This is a genomic window from Cryobacterium sp. Y50 (assembly GCF_002929805.1).
In the GTDB taxonomy this organism is placed as follows: Bacteria; Actinomycetota; Actinomycetes; order Actinomycetales; family Microbacteriaceae; genus Cryobacterium.
Window position 1 is genome coordinate 91,810 of record NZ_PJJM01000100.1, and the last position, 15,884, is coordinate 107,693.

At 65.5% G+C, this 15,884-nt stretch carries 14 protein-coding genes; 5 read left to right on the forward strand and 9 right to left on the reverse strand.

Features of this window, described 5'->3' with window-relative positions; genetic code table 11:
* The first annotated feature begins 50 nt into the window (after positions 1-50).
* Entirely contained in the window at positions 51-611 is a 561-nt protein-coding gene (locus CXY73_RS16065) for a hypothetical protein (RefSeq protein WP_146071786.1), read from the forward strand.
* Here CXY73_RS16065 and CXY73_RS16070 read toward each other — a convergent pair.
* The 4 genes from CXY73_RS16070 to CXY73_RS16085 all read right to left on the reverse strand — a co-directional run bounded on the left by CXY73_RS16070 (position 608) and on the right by CXY73_RS16085 (position 5,399).
* Positions 608-1,999 carry an FAD-binding oxidoreductase gene (locus CXY73_RS16070; protein ID WP_233198394.1) on the reverse strand — a complete coding sequence of 464 codons (1,392 nt, stop codon included), beginning with the start codon at positions 1,997-1,999 and terminating at the stop codon, positions 608-610. The genes CXY73_RS16065 and CXY73_RS16070 overlap by 4 nt on opposite strands.
* Positions 1,996-2,709 carry a phosphatase PAP2 family protein gene (locus CXY73_RS16075; RefSeq protein WP_104137524.1) on the reverse strand — a complete coding sequence of 238 codons (714 nt, stop codon included), beginning with the start codon at positions 2,707-2,709 and terminating at the stop codon, positions 1,996-1,998. The genes CXY73_RS16070 and CXY73_RS16075 overlap by 4 nt, the downstream gene beginning before the upstream one ends.
* Positions 2,710-2,866: 157 nt before the next feature.
* On the reverse strand, positions 2,867-4,144 hold the full coding sequence (locus CXY73_RS16080; RefSeq protein ID WP_233198395.1) for a multidrug effflux MFS transporter: 1,278 nt from the start codon (positions 4,142-4,144) through the stop codon (positions 2,867-2,869).
* 22 nt (positions 4,145-4,166) lie between these two features.
* A complete protein-coding gene (locus CXY73_RS16085; protein WP_104178293.1) occupies positions 4,167-5,399 on the reverse strand; it encodes an ROK family transcriptional regulator in 1,233 nt (410 codons plus the stop codon).
* A 139-nt stretch (positions 5,400-5,538) separates the two neighbouring features.
* On the opposite strand from CXY73_RS16085, the gene CXY73_RS16090 reads away from it, so the two are divergent.
* Positions 5,539-6,543, forward strand: coding sequence for an aldo/keto reductase family protein (locus CXY73_RS16090; protein ID WP_104178261.1), 1,005 nt, complete (start codon positions 5,539-5,541; stop codon positions 6,541-6,543).
* Positions 6,544-6,581: 38 nt separating this feature from the next.
* Positions 6,582-7,427 carry an NAD(P)-dependent oxidoreductase gene (locus CXY73_RS16095; RefSeq protein WP_104178262.1) on the forward strand — a complete coding sequence of 282 codons (846 nt, stop codon included), beginning with the start codon at positions 6,582-6,584 and terminating at the stop codon, positions 7,425-7,427.
* A 21-nt stretch (positions 7,428-7,448) separates the two neighbouring features.
* Here the strand turns inward: CXY73_RS16095 and CXY73_RS16100 are convergent, their stop codons facing one another.
* The 3 genes from CXY73_RS16100 to CXY73_RS21635 are packed head-to-tail and all read right to left on the reverse strand — an operon-like array spanning position 7,449 to position 10,098.
* Positions 7,449-8,411, reverse strand: a complete 963-nt coding sequence (locus CXY73_RS16100) for a sugar kinase (RefSeq protein WP_104178263.1) — start codon at positions 8,409-8,411, stop codon at positions 7,449-7,451.
* Complete coding sequence (locus CXY73_RS16105; protein ID WP_233198396.1) at positions 8,408-9,073, reverse strand: bifunctional 4-hydroxy-2-oxoglutarate aldolase/2-dehydro-3-deoxy-phosphogluconate aldolase; 666 nt, start codon at positions 9,071-9,073, stop codon at positions 8,408-8,410. The genes CXY73_RS16100 and CXY73_RS16105 overlap by 4 nt, the downstream gene beginning before the upstream one ends.
* A complete protein-coding gene (locus tag CXY73_RS21635) occupies positions 9,070-10,098 on the reverse strand; it encodes a LacI family DNA-binding transcriptional regulator (protein ID WP_158253132.1) in 1,029 nt (342 codons plus the stop codon). Before CXY73_RS21635 ends, CXY73_RS16105 begins: the two co-directional genes overlap by 4 nt.
* A gap of 82 nt (positions 10,099-10,180) precedes the next feature.
* Between CXY73_RS21635 and CXY73_RS16120 the strand changes: the two genes are divergently transcribed.
* Positions 10,181-11,728 carry a UxaA family hydrolase gene (locus CXY73_RS16120; protein ID WP_104178265.1) on the forward strand — a complete coding sequence of 516 codons (1,548 nt, stop codon included), beginning with the start codon at positions 10,181-10,183 and terminating at the stop codon, positions 11,726-11,728.
* Between the two features lie 169 nt (positions 11,729-11,897).
* Here the strand turns inward: CXY73_RS16120 and manD are convergent, their stop codons facing one another.
* On the reverse strand, positions 11,898-13,130 hold the full coding sequence (gene manD, locus CXY73_RS16125; RefSeq protein ID WP_104178266.1) for a D-mannonate dehydratase ManD: 1,233 nt from the start codon (positions 13,128-13,130) through the stop codon (positions 11,898-11,900).
* The gene (gene uxaC, locus CXY73_RS16130; protein ID WP_104178267.1) at positions 13,127-14,605 is read right to left on the reverse strand and encodes a glucuronate isomerase; all 1,479 of its coding nucleotides are present in this window, start codon (positions 14,603-14,605) and stop codon (positions 13,127-13,129) included. Before uxaC ends, manD begins: the two co-directional genes overlap by 4 nt.
* A 245-nt stretch (positions 14,606-14,850) precedes the next feature.
* Here uxaC and CXY73_RS16135 point away from each other — a divergent pair, with 245 nt between their 5' ends.
* The gene (locus CXY73_RS16135; protein WP_104137900.1) at positions 14,851-15,858 is read left to right on the forward strand and encodes a LacI family DNA-binding transcriptional regulator; all 1,008 of its coding nucleotides are present in this window, start codon (positions 14,851-14,853) and stop codon (positions 15,856-15,858) included.
* The last annotated feature ends 26 nt before the right edge of the window (positions 15,859-15,884 follow it).

Genomic DNA, 15,884 nt, shown 5'->3' on the forward strand with positions numbered 1-15,884 from the left:
GTACGCGGCGACCACAACAGGTACGCAATACTCGACATTGGGGGAAAATAATGATAAAGCGCGAAGGACTAGAACCGGTACGAATACGCGTGCTGCGGCCACAGGAACGGATCCTGTCGCACGCGATGATCGCGGCGCTCGCCCTGTTCATCCCGCTCTTTCTCGTGTTCTACTGGTTGTCTATTCCACGCCAGACCTGGCCGTTTGTGCTCGAAATTCAGTGTGGGGTTACCGCCCTCGGCGTGATCTTCGCGCTCGGAGTCAGCAAAATGACGCTGCGCGTCGCCCCCGATCGTCTGTCGGTACGGAGTCTGCTCGGCCGCAAAACGCGCGTCGCCACCGCCGATATCGACAGTCTCGTGCTGGTCGAGCTCTATCAGAGCGAATCTATCGATTGTCTGCCGTACCTGTACCTGCTTGATTCCGGCGGCGATGTGCTCGTGCGGTTGAACGGACACGTCTGGTCGCGGCAATCGCTTGAAACCGTGATCGACGAGCTCGGCGTTACCGTGCTGCGCCCACCCGATCCGTTCACGGCGGCCGAACTCGGCCGCCTGCGGCCCCAGCTGGTTGGCCGCTTGACGCGACACACCGCAAAACTGATCGGTTAGTGCCCGCGTCCCGACACCACATCGGCCACCCGCGCGAGCGGAGACGTCGTGTGGCGACCGGTCAACTCAGTGCGGTCGGCGAACGAATAAGCGCGATACAGCGCCGTGACCGCGAGCCAGCGGAGCGGTTCCGGCTCCCACGGGCGTACCCGATGGTTCACCCAAGGCAGTTCGGTGAGCGCACTATCGCGGCCGAGAATCAGGTCAGTCAGGGTGCGTCCGGCCAGGTTCGTGGTCGCCACCCCGGTGCCCACATAGCCGCCGGCCCAGGCCAGTCCGGTCTGCGGGTCAAGACCGACGGTCGCGGCCCAATCCCTGGGCACACCGAGCACGCCCGACCACGCATGATCGATATTGGCGTCCTTAGTCGCAGGAAAGAAGCGCACCAAAATCTCGCGCAGGGCGTCGATGGTGGTTTGCGGGGTCTCGCCGTCGGCATCCGTTTTCGAACCGAATCGGTAGGGAACCCCGCGCCCGCCGATAGCGATGCGGTCGTCGCACGTGCGCTGCGCGTACATATAGGCGTGCGCCATGTCCCCCAACGTTTCCCGACCCGACCAGCCAATCTTTTCCCAAATGGATGCATCGAGCGGCTCGGTCGCGATCAGCGACGAATTCATGGGAAGCCAGGTACGGTGCAACCCCTTGAGCGCGGCCGTGAACCCCTCGGTCGCGCGCACGACGAACGCGGCGTCGACGGTACCGTATTCGGTCACTGCCCGGTTGGCCGCGATCTCGCTCACCGGGGTGTTTTCGTAGAGCTCAACGCCGAGCGCTTCGATCGCGCGGGCCAGCCCGGCCACGAGCGCCGCCGGATTAATGCGCGCGCAGTGCGGATGCCACATGCCCCCGGTGGTTCCCGTCACGTTGATGCGGTTTTGCGCTTGGGCCCGCGAGAGCAACTCGACGTCGGTGTGCTCCCAGGACTGCTCGGCCCGCGCGGCATTTTCGAGTCGCCGCTGCTGCGGGGCATCGTAGGCGATGGTGAATTCGCCGCCCTTGACAATGCCGGCATCGATGCCCTCCGCTGCGGCCACCCGGATAACCTCGTCGACCGTGTTGTTCATCGCGGCTTGAAAGTTTTCGACCGCCGGTCGGCCGTGTTTTTTCAGATACTGGTCACGACCGCCGGTGATCGAGTTCGTGAGCCAGCCGCCGTTACGTCCGGAGGCGCCGAACCCGGCGAAGCGGGCTTCGAGCACCACGATACGCAGCTGCGGCGCCGCCTTCTTGAGGTAGTACGCGGTCCACAGGCCGGTATAGCCGGCGCCGACAATGACGACGTCGGCCCGGGTCGACCCGGGCAGGGCTGGCCGAGGTACTGGCTGCCCGAGCTGGTTCCACCAGAAGGAGACGTCGCCATTGCGCCGGGGGGTCACTCGAGTCACGATTGGGCTGCCTTCTTTCGGTCTCGTTCGAGCCGCAGCCGGGCAGCGAGTGCACGTTCGCCATCGAGCTTTGCCGCCACCGGAGCCCAAAGCACAACCGCAACTCCGGCACCGATCAGCAGCCCGCCGATGGTATCGGTCAACCAGTGCACGCCGAGGTAGGTGCGGCTGAGCAGCATGACAATCGTGTACGCGGCACCGGCCAGGGCAATCCATAGACGCGGAAAAATGATGGCGAAGCACACCGCCATGGTGGCCGCATTGGCGACGTGGCCAGACGGAAACGAGCCAAAATCGGAGGTGACCAGCATGTCTTCCGGCCGGGCCCGACCAAAGACCTGCTTCAGGACTTGCACAGCGCCAGCACTGACCACGGTAGCCGCGAGATAGTAGCCGGCCGCCCACGGACGTTTGATAAACACGATGACCAGGGTGATGACGATCGGCACGATCAGCACGCCAAACAGACCGCCACCGAAGGCGTTCATGAACAGCGACGGAATCTCCCAGATCGGAGAGCGGTGTTCGATCACCTCGCCCATCCACTCGGTGTCGACCTCGAGGACGAGTCCGTTGGCACGCACGACGACGACCAGACCAAGCAGGGCGGCCAGTGCGACGGCAGACATCCCGCTGATCACGGGCCAGCGGCGGGAGATGCGGCGCGCTGCGGGGTCGGCGGCGCGCTCCGGAGACTTCGGGTTCATCATCCCGCCATCGTAGAACAGCCGCTCCCGATTCGGCCATCGGCGGGCCGAACCCGCACCATCCGCTCCCCGGCGTTTGCACCGGGCCTAGGTCCGAAAACTGGGCCCATCGTAGATCATGGGCCACGACCCTTAGGTGCGCCCAGAGCTGCGAGCGGGCTTAGCGCTCGAGCGCCGGCACGGTGCGCGGCCGCACGATCAGCCAGAGCGAGAGGAGCGACACCACCGCGGTGACTCCCATAACGGATGCCATCGGTATCGACGTTCCTACTCCCAGCAGTCCCACAACCGGCGAGATCAGGCCGGCCACACCGAAGTTCGCCGCGCCGAGCAAGGACGCCGCGGTTCCGGCCTCATGCCCGTGCGCGTTCAGGGCGATGACCTGAACGCTCGGCAGAGTGAAGCCGCAGGCGGCGATGAAGAACCACAGCGGAACCAGCGTGCCCCACAGCCCCATGCCGGCAAAGTCCAGGAGCACGATCGCCCCGGCAGTGAGCAGCAGCACGATCGTGGAGACCGACAGAATCCACTGCGGGCCGATGTTGAATCGGTGCATCAGCCGCGAGCTCAACTGCACACCGGTGACGACACCGAGCGAGTTCACGGCAAAGAGCAGGCCGTATTCCTGCGGACTGAACCCGTAGACATCCTGAAAGAGAAACGGCGAGGCCGAGAGGTAAGAGAACAGCCCGGTGAACGTCATCGCGCCGATGATCGCGACGCCGACAAAGGTGCGGTCGCTCAGCACAGCTTTGTAGCGCTGCGCCAGGGTGTTGTGCCCCTTCACGTGGAGCTCGCTCTCGGGCAGGGTCTCCACGATCCAGAACGCAACGGCCAGAATCACGATGACGCCGTAGGCGGCGAGCACCCAGAAGATGCCGCGCCAGTTCATCACGAGCAGAAGCTGCGAACCGATTACCGGCGCAAGTACCGGCGCAAGGCCGCTGACCAGGGCCAGCCGGGAGAGCATACGCACGAGCGGCTTGCCGCCGAACAGGTCGCGCACCATGGCCATCGCCACGACCGCACCGGCCGCAGCGCCAAAGCCCTGCAGCACGCGAAACACCGCGAGCACAATAATGTCGTTCGACATCGCGGCACCGACGCAAGCGAGAATGTGCAGGCCGGCCGCCAGCATGATCGGCAGCCGTCGGCCCACCTTGTCGCTCCACGGACCTACGACGAGCTGCCCGAACCCGAAACCGATCATGGTTCCGGTCAGGGTGAGCTGAATGACCGACGGCAAGACACCGAATTCGCTCTCGAGTGTCGGGAAGGCGGGCAGGTAGAGGTCGATCGTGAACGGGCCCAGGGCGGTGAGGGCTCCGAGAATGAGAATGTAGACGATGCGCTGTCGCCGGCTCAGCTTGTCCCCGGGATGCACGGCAGTCGAGGAGAGTTGCTCGGCACTGATGACGGGGATGCTGGCGGTAATCACGTAGCGGATGTCCTTGGTTGGTTTAGCGAGGATGGCTGGCGGGCGACACGGCCGCCCTTGCGCCAAGCGCGGAGAGCGCGAAAGTATTCCCACGATCCAGCTGCGGGTCGAGCAGCAGCGCCTCGAAGGCCAGCTCGGCCGCCCCGATCAACAGCAGATTCGAGCCGAGTAGCGCTGGCGCGATCCGCACCCCGTCGAACGCGGTCCCCAGTGACAGAGCGGCGACCGCGCGGCTGAGCCGGTCGGGGTCGACGGCATGCAGCGCGGAGAGAAAGCCGCCGAGCACGATCACCTGCGGGTTGAGCACGTTGACCGCGCCAGCCAGGGCGACGGCCAGAAAATCGAGCTGCCGGGCGACCTCGGCGTGCACCACCGGGGAGTCGGAGGCGAGCAGCGCGCGTTCGAGGGTATCGGCATCCGTTTCGCTCGCGCGGAGGCCCAGCGCCTCGAGCAGGGCGTCGCGGGTCACCTCGGCTTCGAGGGTGCCCGCGATGCCAGCTGAGTCTTTCTGCCCACTCGCACTGACCCGGACGTGCCCGAATTCTCCGGCATAGCCCGCTCGGCCACCGGCCGCGACGCCCCCGACTACGAGGCCGCCGCCGATTCCGCTCGACCCTCCGTTGAGGTAGATCAGGTCGGTCATGCCTTGCCCGGCGCCAAAGTAGCGTTCAGCGGTGACGCCGAGGCTCGCGTCGTTCGCCGCAACGACGGGCAGGCCCGTTGCCGCCGCGAGCAGGTCACCGAGCGGCTCGTCCACCCAGCCGAGGTGTGGGGCGTGGCGCACCAGACCGTCGGACGCACGCACCAGGCCGGGCACGGCAACGCCTATTCCGATTATGGAATATTCGCTCAGCTCGGACCGAAGCTTGTCAACGATGCTCACAGTGATCGCCACGGCCTCGGCGGCCGTCGGCGACGATCTTGTTGCGAAGCGGATTCGGCGGTGCACGACGCCGCTCAGAGCGACCACTCCCACGGTGATCGCGTCGATCTCGGGGTTCAGCGCGAGGGCCACCACTCGGTCGCTCGCCGCGACGATCGGACTCGGCCGACCAGCCAACCGGGTCGGGTCGGGCATGCGCTCCTCAACCAACCCGCGCTCGACGAGTTCGGCAACCAATGCGCCAATCGTCGACCGATTCAGGCCGGTCAGTCGGGTGAGCTGCGCCCGCGACGCTGCCCCGCCCCGGTGCACCAGGCGCAGAATGATCGACAGGTTGCGGCGACGCAGATCGTCATGGTTGGTGCCCTGCATGGCGTGCACTGCTCTCGACTCTCACTCGTGGGTCAGAATTCAGGTTACCGCCCCGGATGGACTCCGTAGAGTGATACGTTGCCAGAGTCAACAAATCATCGACGGCGCTAACAGTCAAGAGGTGCCAGACAGGGACACCATGGAATTTCGTTATCTCGGCAACAGCGGATTAAAAGTTTCTGAAATCACCTACGGCAATTGGCTCACCCACGGTTCGCAGATTGCGAATGACACCGCGACGGCCTGCGTGCGCGCGGCGCTCGACGCGGGAATCAGCTCCTTCGACACCGCGGATGTGTACGCCAACACCGTGGCAGAGCAGGTACTCGGCAACGCACTCAAGGGCGAACGCCGCCAATCTCTTGAGATCTTCACCAAGGTTTTCGGCCCAACTGGCCCCAAAGGTCACAACGACACCGGGCTATCCCGTAAGCACATCCTCGAATCCATTGATGGCTCGCTCACTCGGCTGCAGACCGACTACGTCGACCTGTACCAGGCACACCGCTACGACGTGGAGACTCCGCTCGAAGAGACCATGCAGGCCTTCGCCGACGTTGTGCGCCAGGGTAAGGCCCTATATATCGGAGTGAGCGAGTGGAACGCCGAGCAGTTGCGGGCCGGCCACAAGTTCGCCGCCGACCTGGGTGTTCAGCTCATCTCCAACCAGCCGCAGTATTCGATGCTCTGGCGCGTGATCGAGTCCGAGGTGGTTCCGGCCGCCGAGGAACTCGGCGTCTCCCAGATCGTCTGGTCCCCGATTGCACAGGGCGTGCTTACCGGCAAGTATCTGCCGGGGCAGGCGCTCCTTGAAGGCAGCCGGGCAACGGATGCCAAGGGTGGCGCCAACACGATCCAGCGCTGGATGAGCACCGAGGTTCTCACGGCCGTGCAGAAGCTGCGCCCGATCGCCGACGACCTCGGGCTCACCATGGCGCAGCTTGCGCTCGCCTGGGTGCTCGCGAATAAGAACGTCGCCTCCGCCATCATGGGTGCCTCCCGCCCAGAGCAGGTCGCCGACAATGTGAAGGCTGCCGGAGTGCAGCTCGACGCCGACGTGCTCACGAGAATCGATGCCGCCGTGCGCGCCCTGGCCGAGTTTGACCCGCGCAAAACCGTCTCGCCGGAGCAGCGCGAAGCGTAAGCCAGCGGCATCCGCTTTATAAAATTTAGGAGTACGCAATGAGAATCGCCGTTACCGGTGGCAGTGGCAAGCTCGGACGCAGCGTCGTCGCGCGCCTGGCGGGCGAGGGCCACAAAGTCACCAACCTCGACCAGTCGGGAACTCGCGATTTCGGATTCACGAAAATCGACCTCACCGACTACGGCCAGGTGAGTGACGTGATGTTCGGCATCAACGACCGCACCGACGGGTTCGATGCCGTTGTGCATCTCGGAGCTATTCCGGCACCGGGAATCGCGCCAGACGTGGCTACCTTCCACAACAATATGCTCGCGACCTACAACGTGTTTCAGGCGGCGCGGCGGGCCGGCATCAAGACGATCGTCTACGCCTCAAGCGAGACGACCCTGGGCCTGCCGTTCGATATCGACCCGCCATACATTCCCGTTGACGAAGAGTACCCGGCACGGCCCGAGAGCACGTATTCGCTGGTCAAGCACCTCGAAGAGCAGATGGCCATTCAGCTGGTGCGCTGGGACCCGCTGCTCAGCATCACGGCGTTGCGCTTCTCCAACGTGATGAATCCGGACGACTACGCGGCCTTCCCCGGCTACGACGCTGACGCCACCCTGCGCAAGTGGAACCTCTGGGGCTACATCGACGGTCGCGACGGCGCCCAAGCCGTGCTCCGGGCGCTCGAGCAGGCACAGCCGGGCTTCGAGACGTTCATCATTGCGGCCGCCGACACCGTGATGAGCCGGTCGAGCGCGAGCTTGGCCGCCGAGGTCTTTCCAAACGTCACCGTCACTAAAGAGGTCGGCGAACACGAGACTCTGCTGTCGATCGACAAGGCGAAGCGGATGCTCGGCTTCGCCCCCGAGCACAGCTGGCGCGACCACGTGTAGTTCGCCACCGCAACCGCAGGCCTAACGACTGACGCGCTCGCTTGCCCCCAGGACGGCGAGCTCACTGCGGCGCGGCATGCCCTCCCAGTCCCCCGGAACCAGGCAGGCGTAGGCACCCACCGTGACGGCGGTGGTCAGCCGGGTGGCCACGTCGCGGCCCAGCAGGTATTCGGCGAGGTAGCCGGCCACGAAACCGTCCCCGGCGCCCACGGTGTCAAGCGGCGTGGTGGGAATGGCCGCCCGCTCGTATTCCAGGCTCTGAACGACGGCAACCGCACCACGCTCGCCGAGTTTCACAACGGCCTCGCCGGCCCCAGCCTCGATCAAATGATGCGCCAGCAGCAACGGCGTCGCCGCATCGCCGACCGCGATGGCCGCCTCGTCGTCGCCGGCGAAGACGACGTCAACGAACGGCAGGATGCGGCGGTACATGGCGCCGGCCTCAGCGGGCGACCAGAGCTTGCCTCGAAAATTGAGGTCGAATGACACGGTGACGTCGGCATCGCGAGCCACCCGGATTGCCTCGAATACGGCGTCAGCAGCGGTGTCAGAGAGAGCGGGCGTGATGCCCGTGAGGTGCAGCAGCGACGCAGTGCGAATGAGCTCGGGGTCAATGTCGCCTGGCGTCAGTCGCGACCCGGCATTGCCGCGACGGTAGTACCAGACGCGGGTATCCCGGCTCGTGCGACGCTCCTTGACCATGAGCCCCGTCGGTGCCTCCGAATCGCGGATTCCCACCACCCGCACGCCCTCCGCGCTGATTTCGCGCAGCACGAGGTCACCGAGGGAGTCCTCGCCCACCCGACCGATCCAGGTGACCGGCGTGCCAAGGCGTCGCAGCGCGATGGCTACGTTGCTCTCGGAACCGCCAATGCCCAGGGTCATGGCCCGGGTATGCTGCAGCGGCCCAAAGGTGTCTGCGCTCATCAGGGCCATCGTTTCGCCCAGGGTCACAACCGAGGGAGCGACGGATGCGGCGCTCATCGCTGCGCCAGGGCATCCGCTGCGAGGCTGGTCACTCGCTGCGCCCGTTCGGCGAGCGCCGCGAGCGACCCACCTTTCAGCGCGTCGCCCACGAGCGGGCCGCCGAGACTCACGGCGAGGGCACCGGCGTTCAGCCAGCGCGGAATGTCTTCGAGGCCGATCCCGCCGGAGGGAACGAACTCCAGGTCGGGAAACGGCCCGCGCAGGTGCGAACCGTACTGCGGCCCCACGGTTTCGGCCGGGAAAATCTTCACGGCGGTGGCACCGGCGGCCCAGGCGCCGTAGAGCTCAGTGGGCGTCAGCCCGCCCGGGAACACGGGAATGCCCTCGCGCACGGCGAGCGCGATCACATCGAGGTTTACGATCGGGGTCACGAGATAGTGCGCCCCGGCCGCGATGGCGAATTCGGCCTGCCGCACGGTCACGATGGTTCCAATCCCCACTTCGACGTCGTCGCCCACCCGCGTGAGCAGGGCGGGCAAATGCTCGAAGGTGCCGGATGTGCTGAGTGTGAGTTCGATCGAGCGCACGCCATTCTCGGCGAGCGCGTCGACCACGGGATCGTAGTCGGTCGCGGCGCTCGCGCGCAACACGGCGATGATCGGGTGCTGGCGCAGTCGAGCGGATGCCGGCACGCGGGCCGGCGAGGGGGCGAGGGTCACGGTGACTCCTGGGTTTGTTCTACACGGGGGTTGAAACTTGGGACGGCACTGGCCGTCGACCGACGAACGATGAGTCGGGTGGGGACACTGCCGGTCTGGTGCGTTTTGGGGTTGAGCACAGCGGCCGCAGCAAGGGCGCCAAGGACTCGGCTGGAGCTGTCGACGGTGGTCAGCGCTGGCCAGGCGAGCCCGTCTGGGAGGGAATCGTCACAGCCGATCACGCTGATTCGGCCCGGAACATCGATGCCGCGAGCGCGGAGCGCCGCGAGCACTCCGAGCGCGACCTGGTCGTTGAAGGCGAGCACGGCAGTGGCCCGGTCGGTGTCGAGGTCGGTGCCCGCCGCGAGCCCGGCCGCGAAGTCGGGCCGCTCGATCCCCACGATGGTTAGGTTCAACCCGAGTTCGCCGCAGACTCGGATAAGTGCGGCTCGTTTCTGGCGCGCCGACCAGGAACGGGCGGGTCCGTCGAGATAGGTGAGCCTGCGGTGGCCGAGCGCGTGCAGATGGGTGACGGCCGACGTGAAGCCAGCGTCCACGTCAATGACCACCTGGCTCAGCCGAGGTGGCACGTCCACGCCGACATCGAGCCGTCGGTTGGCGAGCACGACCGGCAGCCGGCCGGCCGCGGCCACGATCTGTTCGTCGGTCAGCCGGCTGGAGGTGAGCACGAGGCGATCAACCTGGGTGGACATCTGACGCACCAGGGCGTACTCGCGGTCGGGATTCTCATGGGAATCGCCGATCACAATGCCCATATCGTAAGCGCCAACGAGCGATTCGAGTTCGGCCAGGAACGAGGTATAGAAGGGGTTGGTGATGTCGGGAAAGATCACACCGATGTTGCCGGTCGTACCGGTCACGAGGCCGCGCGCCAGTCGGCTCGGGGTGTAGTCCAGTGCAGCGGCTACTCGCACGACGCGGTCTTTGGTCGCGGCTACAACGGCATCGGATCCGCTCAGCGCGCGCGACGCGGTAGCGATCGACACGCCGGCGGCCTCAGCAACCTGTCGAATCGTTGTCGCCACTTGACCCGCCCGCCGGAAAGAATGAGAATAGGGAATGAAATCGTTTACATTTATCCTATAACAGCCACAAGGATCCCGCCAGATGCCCACCAGAGTCTTGCTCCGCGACGTTGCCCTGCACTTGAACGACCGGGATGAGGTGGCCGTCGCGCTGCGTTCGCTACCCGCCGGCACCCTGATTGATCTCGGCATGGGAGGCGCGGAACTAACCCTCCCAGCCGATATCCCGCGCAGCCACAAGTTCGCCCTCGTCGCCATCGCCACGGGCGCACAGGTACACAAATATGGGCAGTCCATCGGTCGCGCGACCGCGGCGATCGCCGCCGGCGAGCACGTGCACAGCCAGAACCTCGGCATGGACGACACCGGGCGCACCCACGAGTTCGGCACCAGTCGCACCGACCTCGCGGTACCGAGCGAGCCCATGCCCACGTTTCTCGGCTACCCGCGCGCCGACGGTCGAGTGGGCACCCGCAACTATGTGGGCATTCTCACCTCGGTGAACTGCTCGGCCACGGCCGCCAACCTCATCGCCGAGGCCTTTCGCGGCTTCGCCCTCGACGAGTTCGAGAACGTCGACGGCGTGATGGCTCTCACGCACCAGAGTGGATGCGGCCTGATCCCCACCAGCGAAGGTGGCCAGGTTCTGCTGCGCACCCTCCGCGGCTACGCGGCGCACCCCAACTTCGGCGGCCTGCTCGTCGTGGGCCTTGGCTGCGAAATGGTCCCGGTCGAGTCGCTCGTGCAGGGCTACGATTTGCCGAGCGACACCCTCGTGTCTTCCATGAACATCCAGGGCGAGGGCGGCGTGCGCGCTACCGTCAAGGAGGGCATCGCCCGCATCCGCGCCATGCTGCCCGAGCTCAACGCGCGCTCGAGGGTTCCGGTTCCGGTATCCGAACTCGTGCTGGGCCTGAACTGCGGCGGCTCCGACGGCTTCTCCGGCATCACCGCGAACCCGGCCCTGGGTGTGGCGTCGGACTTGCTCGTGGCGTATGGGGCGACATCCGTTCTGGCAGAAACACCGGAGGTGTTCGGCGCTGAGCATTTGCTCACCAGCCGCGCAGTCTCGCCCGCGGTCGGGCAACGACTGCTCGACCGCATCGAGTGGTGGCAGGGCTACGCGCGGCAGGGCGGCGGTAGCCTCGATAACAACCCGTCCCCCGGCAACAAGGCCGGCGGGCTGACCACCATTCTGGAAAAGTCACTCGGCGCCGTCGCGAAGGCCGGGCAAGCGAACCTCTCCGCAGTATATGAGTACGCCGAGCGCATCACCGAACGCGGTCTCGTCTTCATGGACACCCCCGGCTACGATCCGGTGTCGGTGACCGGCATCATCGCCGGCGGCGCAACTGTCGTGTGCTTCACCACCGGTCGCGGCTCGGTGTTCGGCTCCAAGCCCACGCCGTCGATCAAGCTCGCCACCAACTCGGAGACTTTCAACCGGATGCCCGATGACATGGACCTCAACGCGGGCCGCATCGTCGACGGCACGGCCACCCTCGCCGAAGTCGGGGCAGAGATCTTCGCCCTCATCATTCGAGTGGCATCGGGCGAACAGACCGTGAGCGAAGAGCTCGGCGTTGGCCAGGAGGAGTTCATCCCCTGGCAGTTCGGCACCGTCACCTGAGCACCCCGGCCGCAAGTTCTCCGCGCATAACTCCTGCAAATCGAGACGACCGAGCCGGACTGCCGCGTGATTCCGGGGCCGACTTGTGGTCTGCCCCGGAATCTGCAGGAGTTACACGCCGGGGCCGGCGGACCGGTCCGCCGACACTCGGCGAGCGGATTCCTCTGGTTTACCAGTCGTGCATGGTCCCGTCGCGCTGCAGCCGGTTCACCGGCAGGTACGCCGGCGTGTAGTCGAAGGTAGCGGCGAGCGCCTCGTCGTACTCGACACCGAGGCCGGGGTTGTTGCCCGGGTGCAGCAGGCCGTCCTTAAAGGTGTAGCTCGTCTGAAACACCGACAGGGTGTCTTCGGAGTGCTTCATATACTCCTGGATGCCGAAGTTGTGAATGGCGAGGTCGAGGTGCAGGGCGGCTGCCTGGCCGACCGGCGAGATATCGGTTGGTCCGTGGAAACCAGACTTGATCTGGTAGATCGCCGCGAAGTCGATGATCTTTTTGAGCGCGCTGATGCCGCCGGTGTGGGTGACGGCACTGCGCACGTAATCGATGAGCTGCTCGGTGATCAGGGTCTGATAGTCGAAAACCGTGTTGAAGACCTCGCCGATGGCCAGTGGCGTCGTCGTCTGCGCGCGCACCCGGCGCAGGCTCTCCTGGTTTTCGCCGGGGGTGCAGTCCTCGAGCCAGAACAAGTCGTAGGGCTCGAGCGATTTACCGAGGATGGCAGCCTCGTTCGGCGTAAGCCGGTGATGGCCGTCATGCAGCAGCGGCAGGTCATAGCCGAATTCCTCGCGCACGGCCGCGAAGATCGTCGGGATGTGCCGGAGGTACGCGCGGCTGTCCCACTGCTCCTCGGTAGGAACCGAAGTGCGCTTGGCTGGTTCGTAGTCGTAGCGCTCGCCGGGCTTCTGGTTCGTGGCCACACCGTAGACCTGGCCGAGGCCGGGCACGCCCGTTTGCACGCGGATGGCCTTGAACCCCTGGTCGAGGTGGTTCTGAATGGAGTTGAACAGCGACGGCAGGTCCGATCCGGACGCGTGCCCGTAGGCGAGGGCCCCCGTGCGGGAGGCCCCACCGAGCAGTTGATACACCGGCTGGCCGGTAACCTTGCCCTTGATATCCCAAAGGGCAACGTCCACCGCTGCGATCGCCGCCATCGTGACGGGACCGCGACGCCAATATGCCCCGCGGTACAGGTACTGCCAGGTGTCTTCGATCGCCTGCGGGTCGCGGCCGATCAGCAACGGCACGATGTGCTCCTGCAGGTAGGCGACCACTGAAAGCTCACGCCCGTTGAGAGTCGCATCGCCGAGGCCCGTCACGCCGTCCGACGTGGTGATCTTCAGAGTGACGAAGTTCCGGCCGGGGCTCGTAACGAAGACTTCTGCATGTTCAATGACGCTCATAGTGCGGCTCCTTCTGGTGTTACAGAGACTGGTGCGATGCCAGCGGATGCGTCGTCGCGCCGCGCATATGCCGCCAGCGGCAGGGTGTAGGCGAGGTCGATGGCTGTCTCCGTCGCCTCGTCCAGGGTGAGTCGGTGTTCGGCCACGAGCTTGGAGAGGTAGCCGGCGTCGATGCGTCGGGCGAGGTCGTGTCTGGCCGGAATCGACGCGAACGCACGGGTGTCGTCGACGAAACCGCTCGTGTTGTAAAAGCCAGCGGTCTCGGTGACGAGCTCACGGAACCTCGCCATGCCTCCAGGCGAATCGAGGAACCACCAGGGTGCACCGAGCCGCACCGAGGGGTAGGCCCCCGCGATCGGGGCAAGTTCCCGCGAATACACGTTCTCGTCGGTCGTGAACAGGATGATGCGAAACCGCGGGTCAAGACCGAAGGCGTTGAGCAGCGGCTGCAGCCCGCGGGTGTAATCCACCTGGCGAGGAATGTCGAACCCGTTGTCCGGTCCGAAGGCGGCAAAGATCTGGTCGGAATGGTCGCGCTGCACTCCCGGGTGCAGCTGCATGACGAGCCCGTCTTCGACCGACATGCGAGCGCTCTCGAACAGCATGTTGGCTGCGAAGGCCGCGCCGGTGGCCGCATCGACCGGCCCGGCGAGCGCCTGGTCAAAGATGCGCTGGGCATCCGCTGCGGAAAGTGGGGTGGTATCGGCGGAGAGGTGGCCATGGTCGGTGGCCCGGGCGCCGGCCGCCACGAATGCGAGCCGTCGTTCCTGCACGGCCACCAGGAAACTCGCGTAGTCCGTGATCTCGGTGCCGTTGCGGGCGGCGAGCGCGCGCACGGAGGCCCGCCATGCTGCGCGATCGGGGTAAAAAATTCCGTCGGGCCGGAAGGTGGGAACGACGCGCTCGCCCCAGCCGTCTGCGGCGAGCGCTGCATGGTCGGCCAGGTCGGAATCCGGCGCATCCGTCGTGCTGAGAATCTCGATATTGAAACGATCAAAGAGTGAGCGGATGCGCCACGACGGCGCGGCCAGTGCGGCTGACAGCTGGTCGTAAATCGCATCAGCCGTGGCTGCGGAGGGTTCTTCGGCAATGCCGAAGACCTCTACCAGCTCGTGTTCCATCCAGTACCGGGTGGGGGTTCCCCGAAACAGCTTCCACATGGAGCAGAAGCGCCGCCAGACGAGGCGGTGGTCGGTCTCGTACGCGTCGCCGTTCAGGGGCCGAACGCCGAGATCTTGTTGACGGTAGCCCTGGGACACGAGCATTCGCACGAGGTAGTGGTCTGGAATGATGAACAGTTCGGCCGGGTCGCCGAAGGCATCGTTGCGCCGGATGGCCCCGGCATCAATGTGCCCGTGCATCGAGACGATCGGCAGTGCGGCGACGCTCTGGTAGAGCTCACGGGCGATCGAGCGCTGGGTCGGTTCGGCCGGGAGCGCCCGGTCAGGGTGAAGTTTCCATGGCGTCTTGGCCATTTTCTGCCTCCTCGTTGAAACAAAATGAGTGTTGTTGCAGTCGGTCGAGCCCGATGAACGCGTCATTGCCGGGTCCGTTGAGACCACTATATGCACGTAAGTAGGAGTAACGGAACGGTCATGGTCGCCAATAATGCAAACTTTCTCTCGTTATAAAACTGAGACTTGACGAAACGCTGCAAACGTTTGCAGACTGTAGCCACGGTCCGCAAACGCTCGGACCATTACACAGGGTGGTGGTGAGCATGGTCGTGACCATTCGCGATGTGGCCCGCGCCACCGGAGTATCGATTTCCACGGTCTCCCGGGCGCTGGCCAACCCGGAGCAGGTTGCCGAGGCCACCCGCGTGCACGTGCAGGAGACGGCCCGAACCATGGGCTACCGGCCTAACCGCGCTGCCCGGGGACTCGTCACCGGCCGCACCGGCAGCATCGGCCTCGTCGTACCCGACCTCGAAAACCCATTTTTCGGATCAATTTGCAAGGGAGTGCAGGCCCGTGCCCGCGCCGCTGGCTACGCAGTGTTCATCGCCGACACCGACGAAGATCCGCTCCTCGAAGACGAGGTCGTGCGCGGCCTGACCAAGCAGGTCGACGGCGTCATTCTCTGCTCCCCCCGCGGCTCCGACGAAGCCGTCGGCCGCGTCGCCGAGGACAGCTCGCTCGTGCTCGTCAACCGCACCCTGGCCGGCGTCCCGTCGATCACATTCGACAATGGCGGCGGCGCCCGAGCAGTGATGCGGCACCTGGTGGCGCTCGGTCACCGCACGATCGCCTACGCGGCCGGCCCGATCACCTCGTGGTCAAACCGGGAACGCGACACGGCCCTGCGCGACTTCGCCGAACAGTCCAACGATGTTGAACTGATCGAACTCGGCAGTTTTCCGCCGGTGTTCTCCGGAGGAACCCAGGCGGCGGACCTTGCACTCGCGAGCGGCGCCACGGCTATCGTGGCCTTCAACGACCTCGTCGCTGCCGGGCTCGTCGACCGGCTGCGCCACCGCGGCATCACCGTGCCGACCGACATCAGCGTGACCGGCTTCGACAACGTGCCGATGTCCACCCTCGTCTGGCCCAACCTCACGACGGTGGACTTTCCCCGCATCCAGATGGGCCGTGCGAGCGTCGATGCTCTGCTCGACACAGTGCTGGGCCGGCGCAAGGAGCCACGCCCCAACCTCGAGATCCCGGTGGAACTCGTCGTGCGGCAGTCCACGGGCGTTTTACCCGCCAGCCGCGCAGCATCCGCTTAATCAGCGGTCCCCACAGCTTCCAGACA

Coding starts and splice junctions, on each gene's coding strand:
- CXY73_RS16085 (WP_104178293.1), bottom strand. CDS start 5,399: ATGCAGGGCACCAACCATGACGATCTGCGTCGCCGCAACCTGTCGATC.
- CXY73_RS16095 (WP_104178262.1), top strand. CDS start 6,582: ATGAGAATCGCCGTTACCGGTGGCAGTGGCAAGCTCGGACGCAGCGTC.
- CXY73_RS16120 (WP_104178265.1), top strand. CDS start 10,181: ATGCCCACCAGAGTCTTGCTCCGCGACGTTGCCCTGCACTTGAACGAC.
- CXY73_RS16100 (WP_104178263.1), bottom strand. CDS start 8,411: ATGAGCGCCGCATCCGTCGCTCCCTCGGTTGTGACCCTGGGCGAAACG.
- manD (WP_104178266.1), bottom strand. CDS start 13,130: ATGAGCGTCATTGAACATGCAGAAGTCTTCGTTACGAGCCCCGGCCGG.
- uxaC (WP_104178267.1), bottom strand. CDS start 14,605: ATGGCCAAGACGCCATGGAAACTTCACCCTGACCGGGCGCTCCCGGCC.
- CXY73_RS16090 (WP_104178261.1), top strand. CDS start 5,539: ATGGAATTTCGTTATCTCGGCAACAGCGGATTAAAAGTTTCTGAAATC.
- CXY73_RS16065 (WP_146071786.1), top strand. CDS start 51: ATGATAAAGCGCGAAGGACTAGAACCGGTACGAATACGCGTGCTGCGG.
- CXY73_RS16135 (WP_104137900.1), top strand. CDS start 14,851: ATGGTCGTGACCATTCGCGATGTGGCCCGCGCCACCGGAGTATCGATT.
- CXY73_RS16075 (WP_104137524.1), bottom strand. CDS start 2,709: ATGATGAACCCGAAGTCTCCGGAGCGCGCCGCCGACCCCGCAGCGCGC.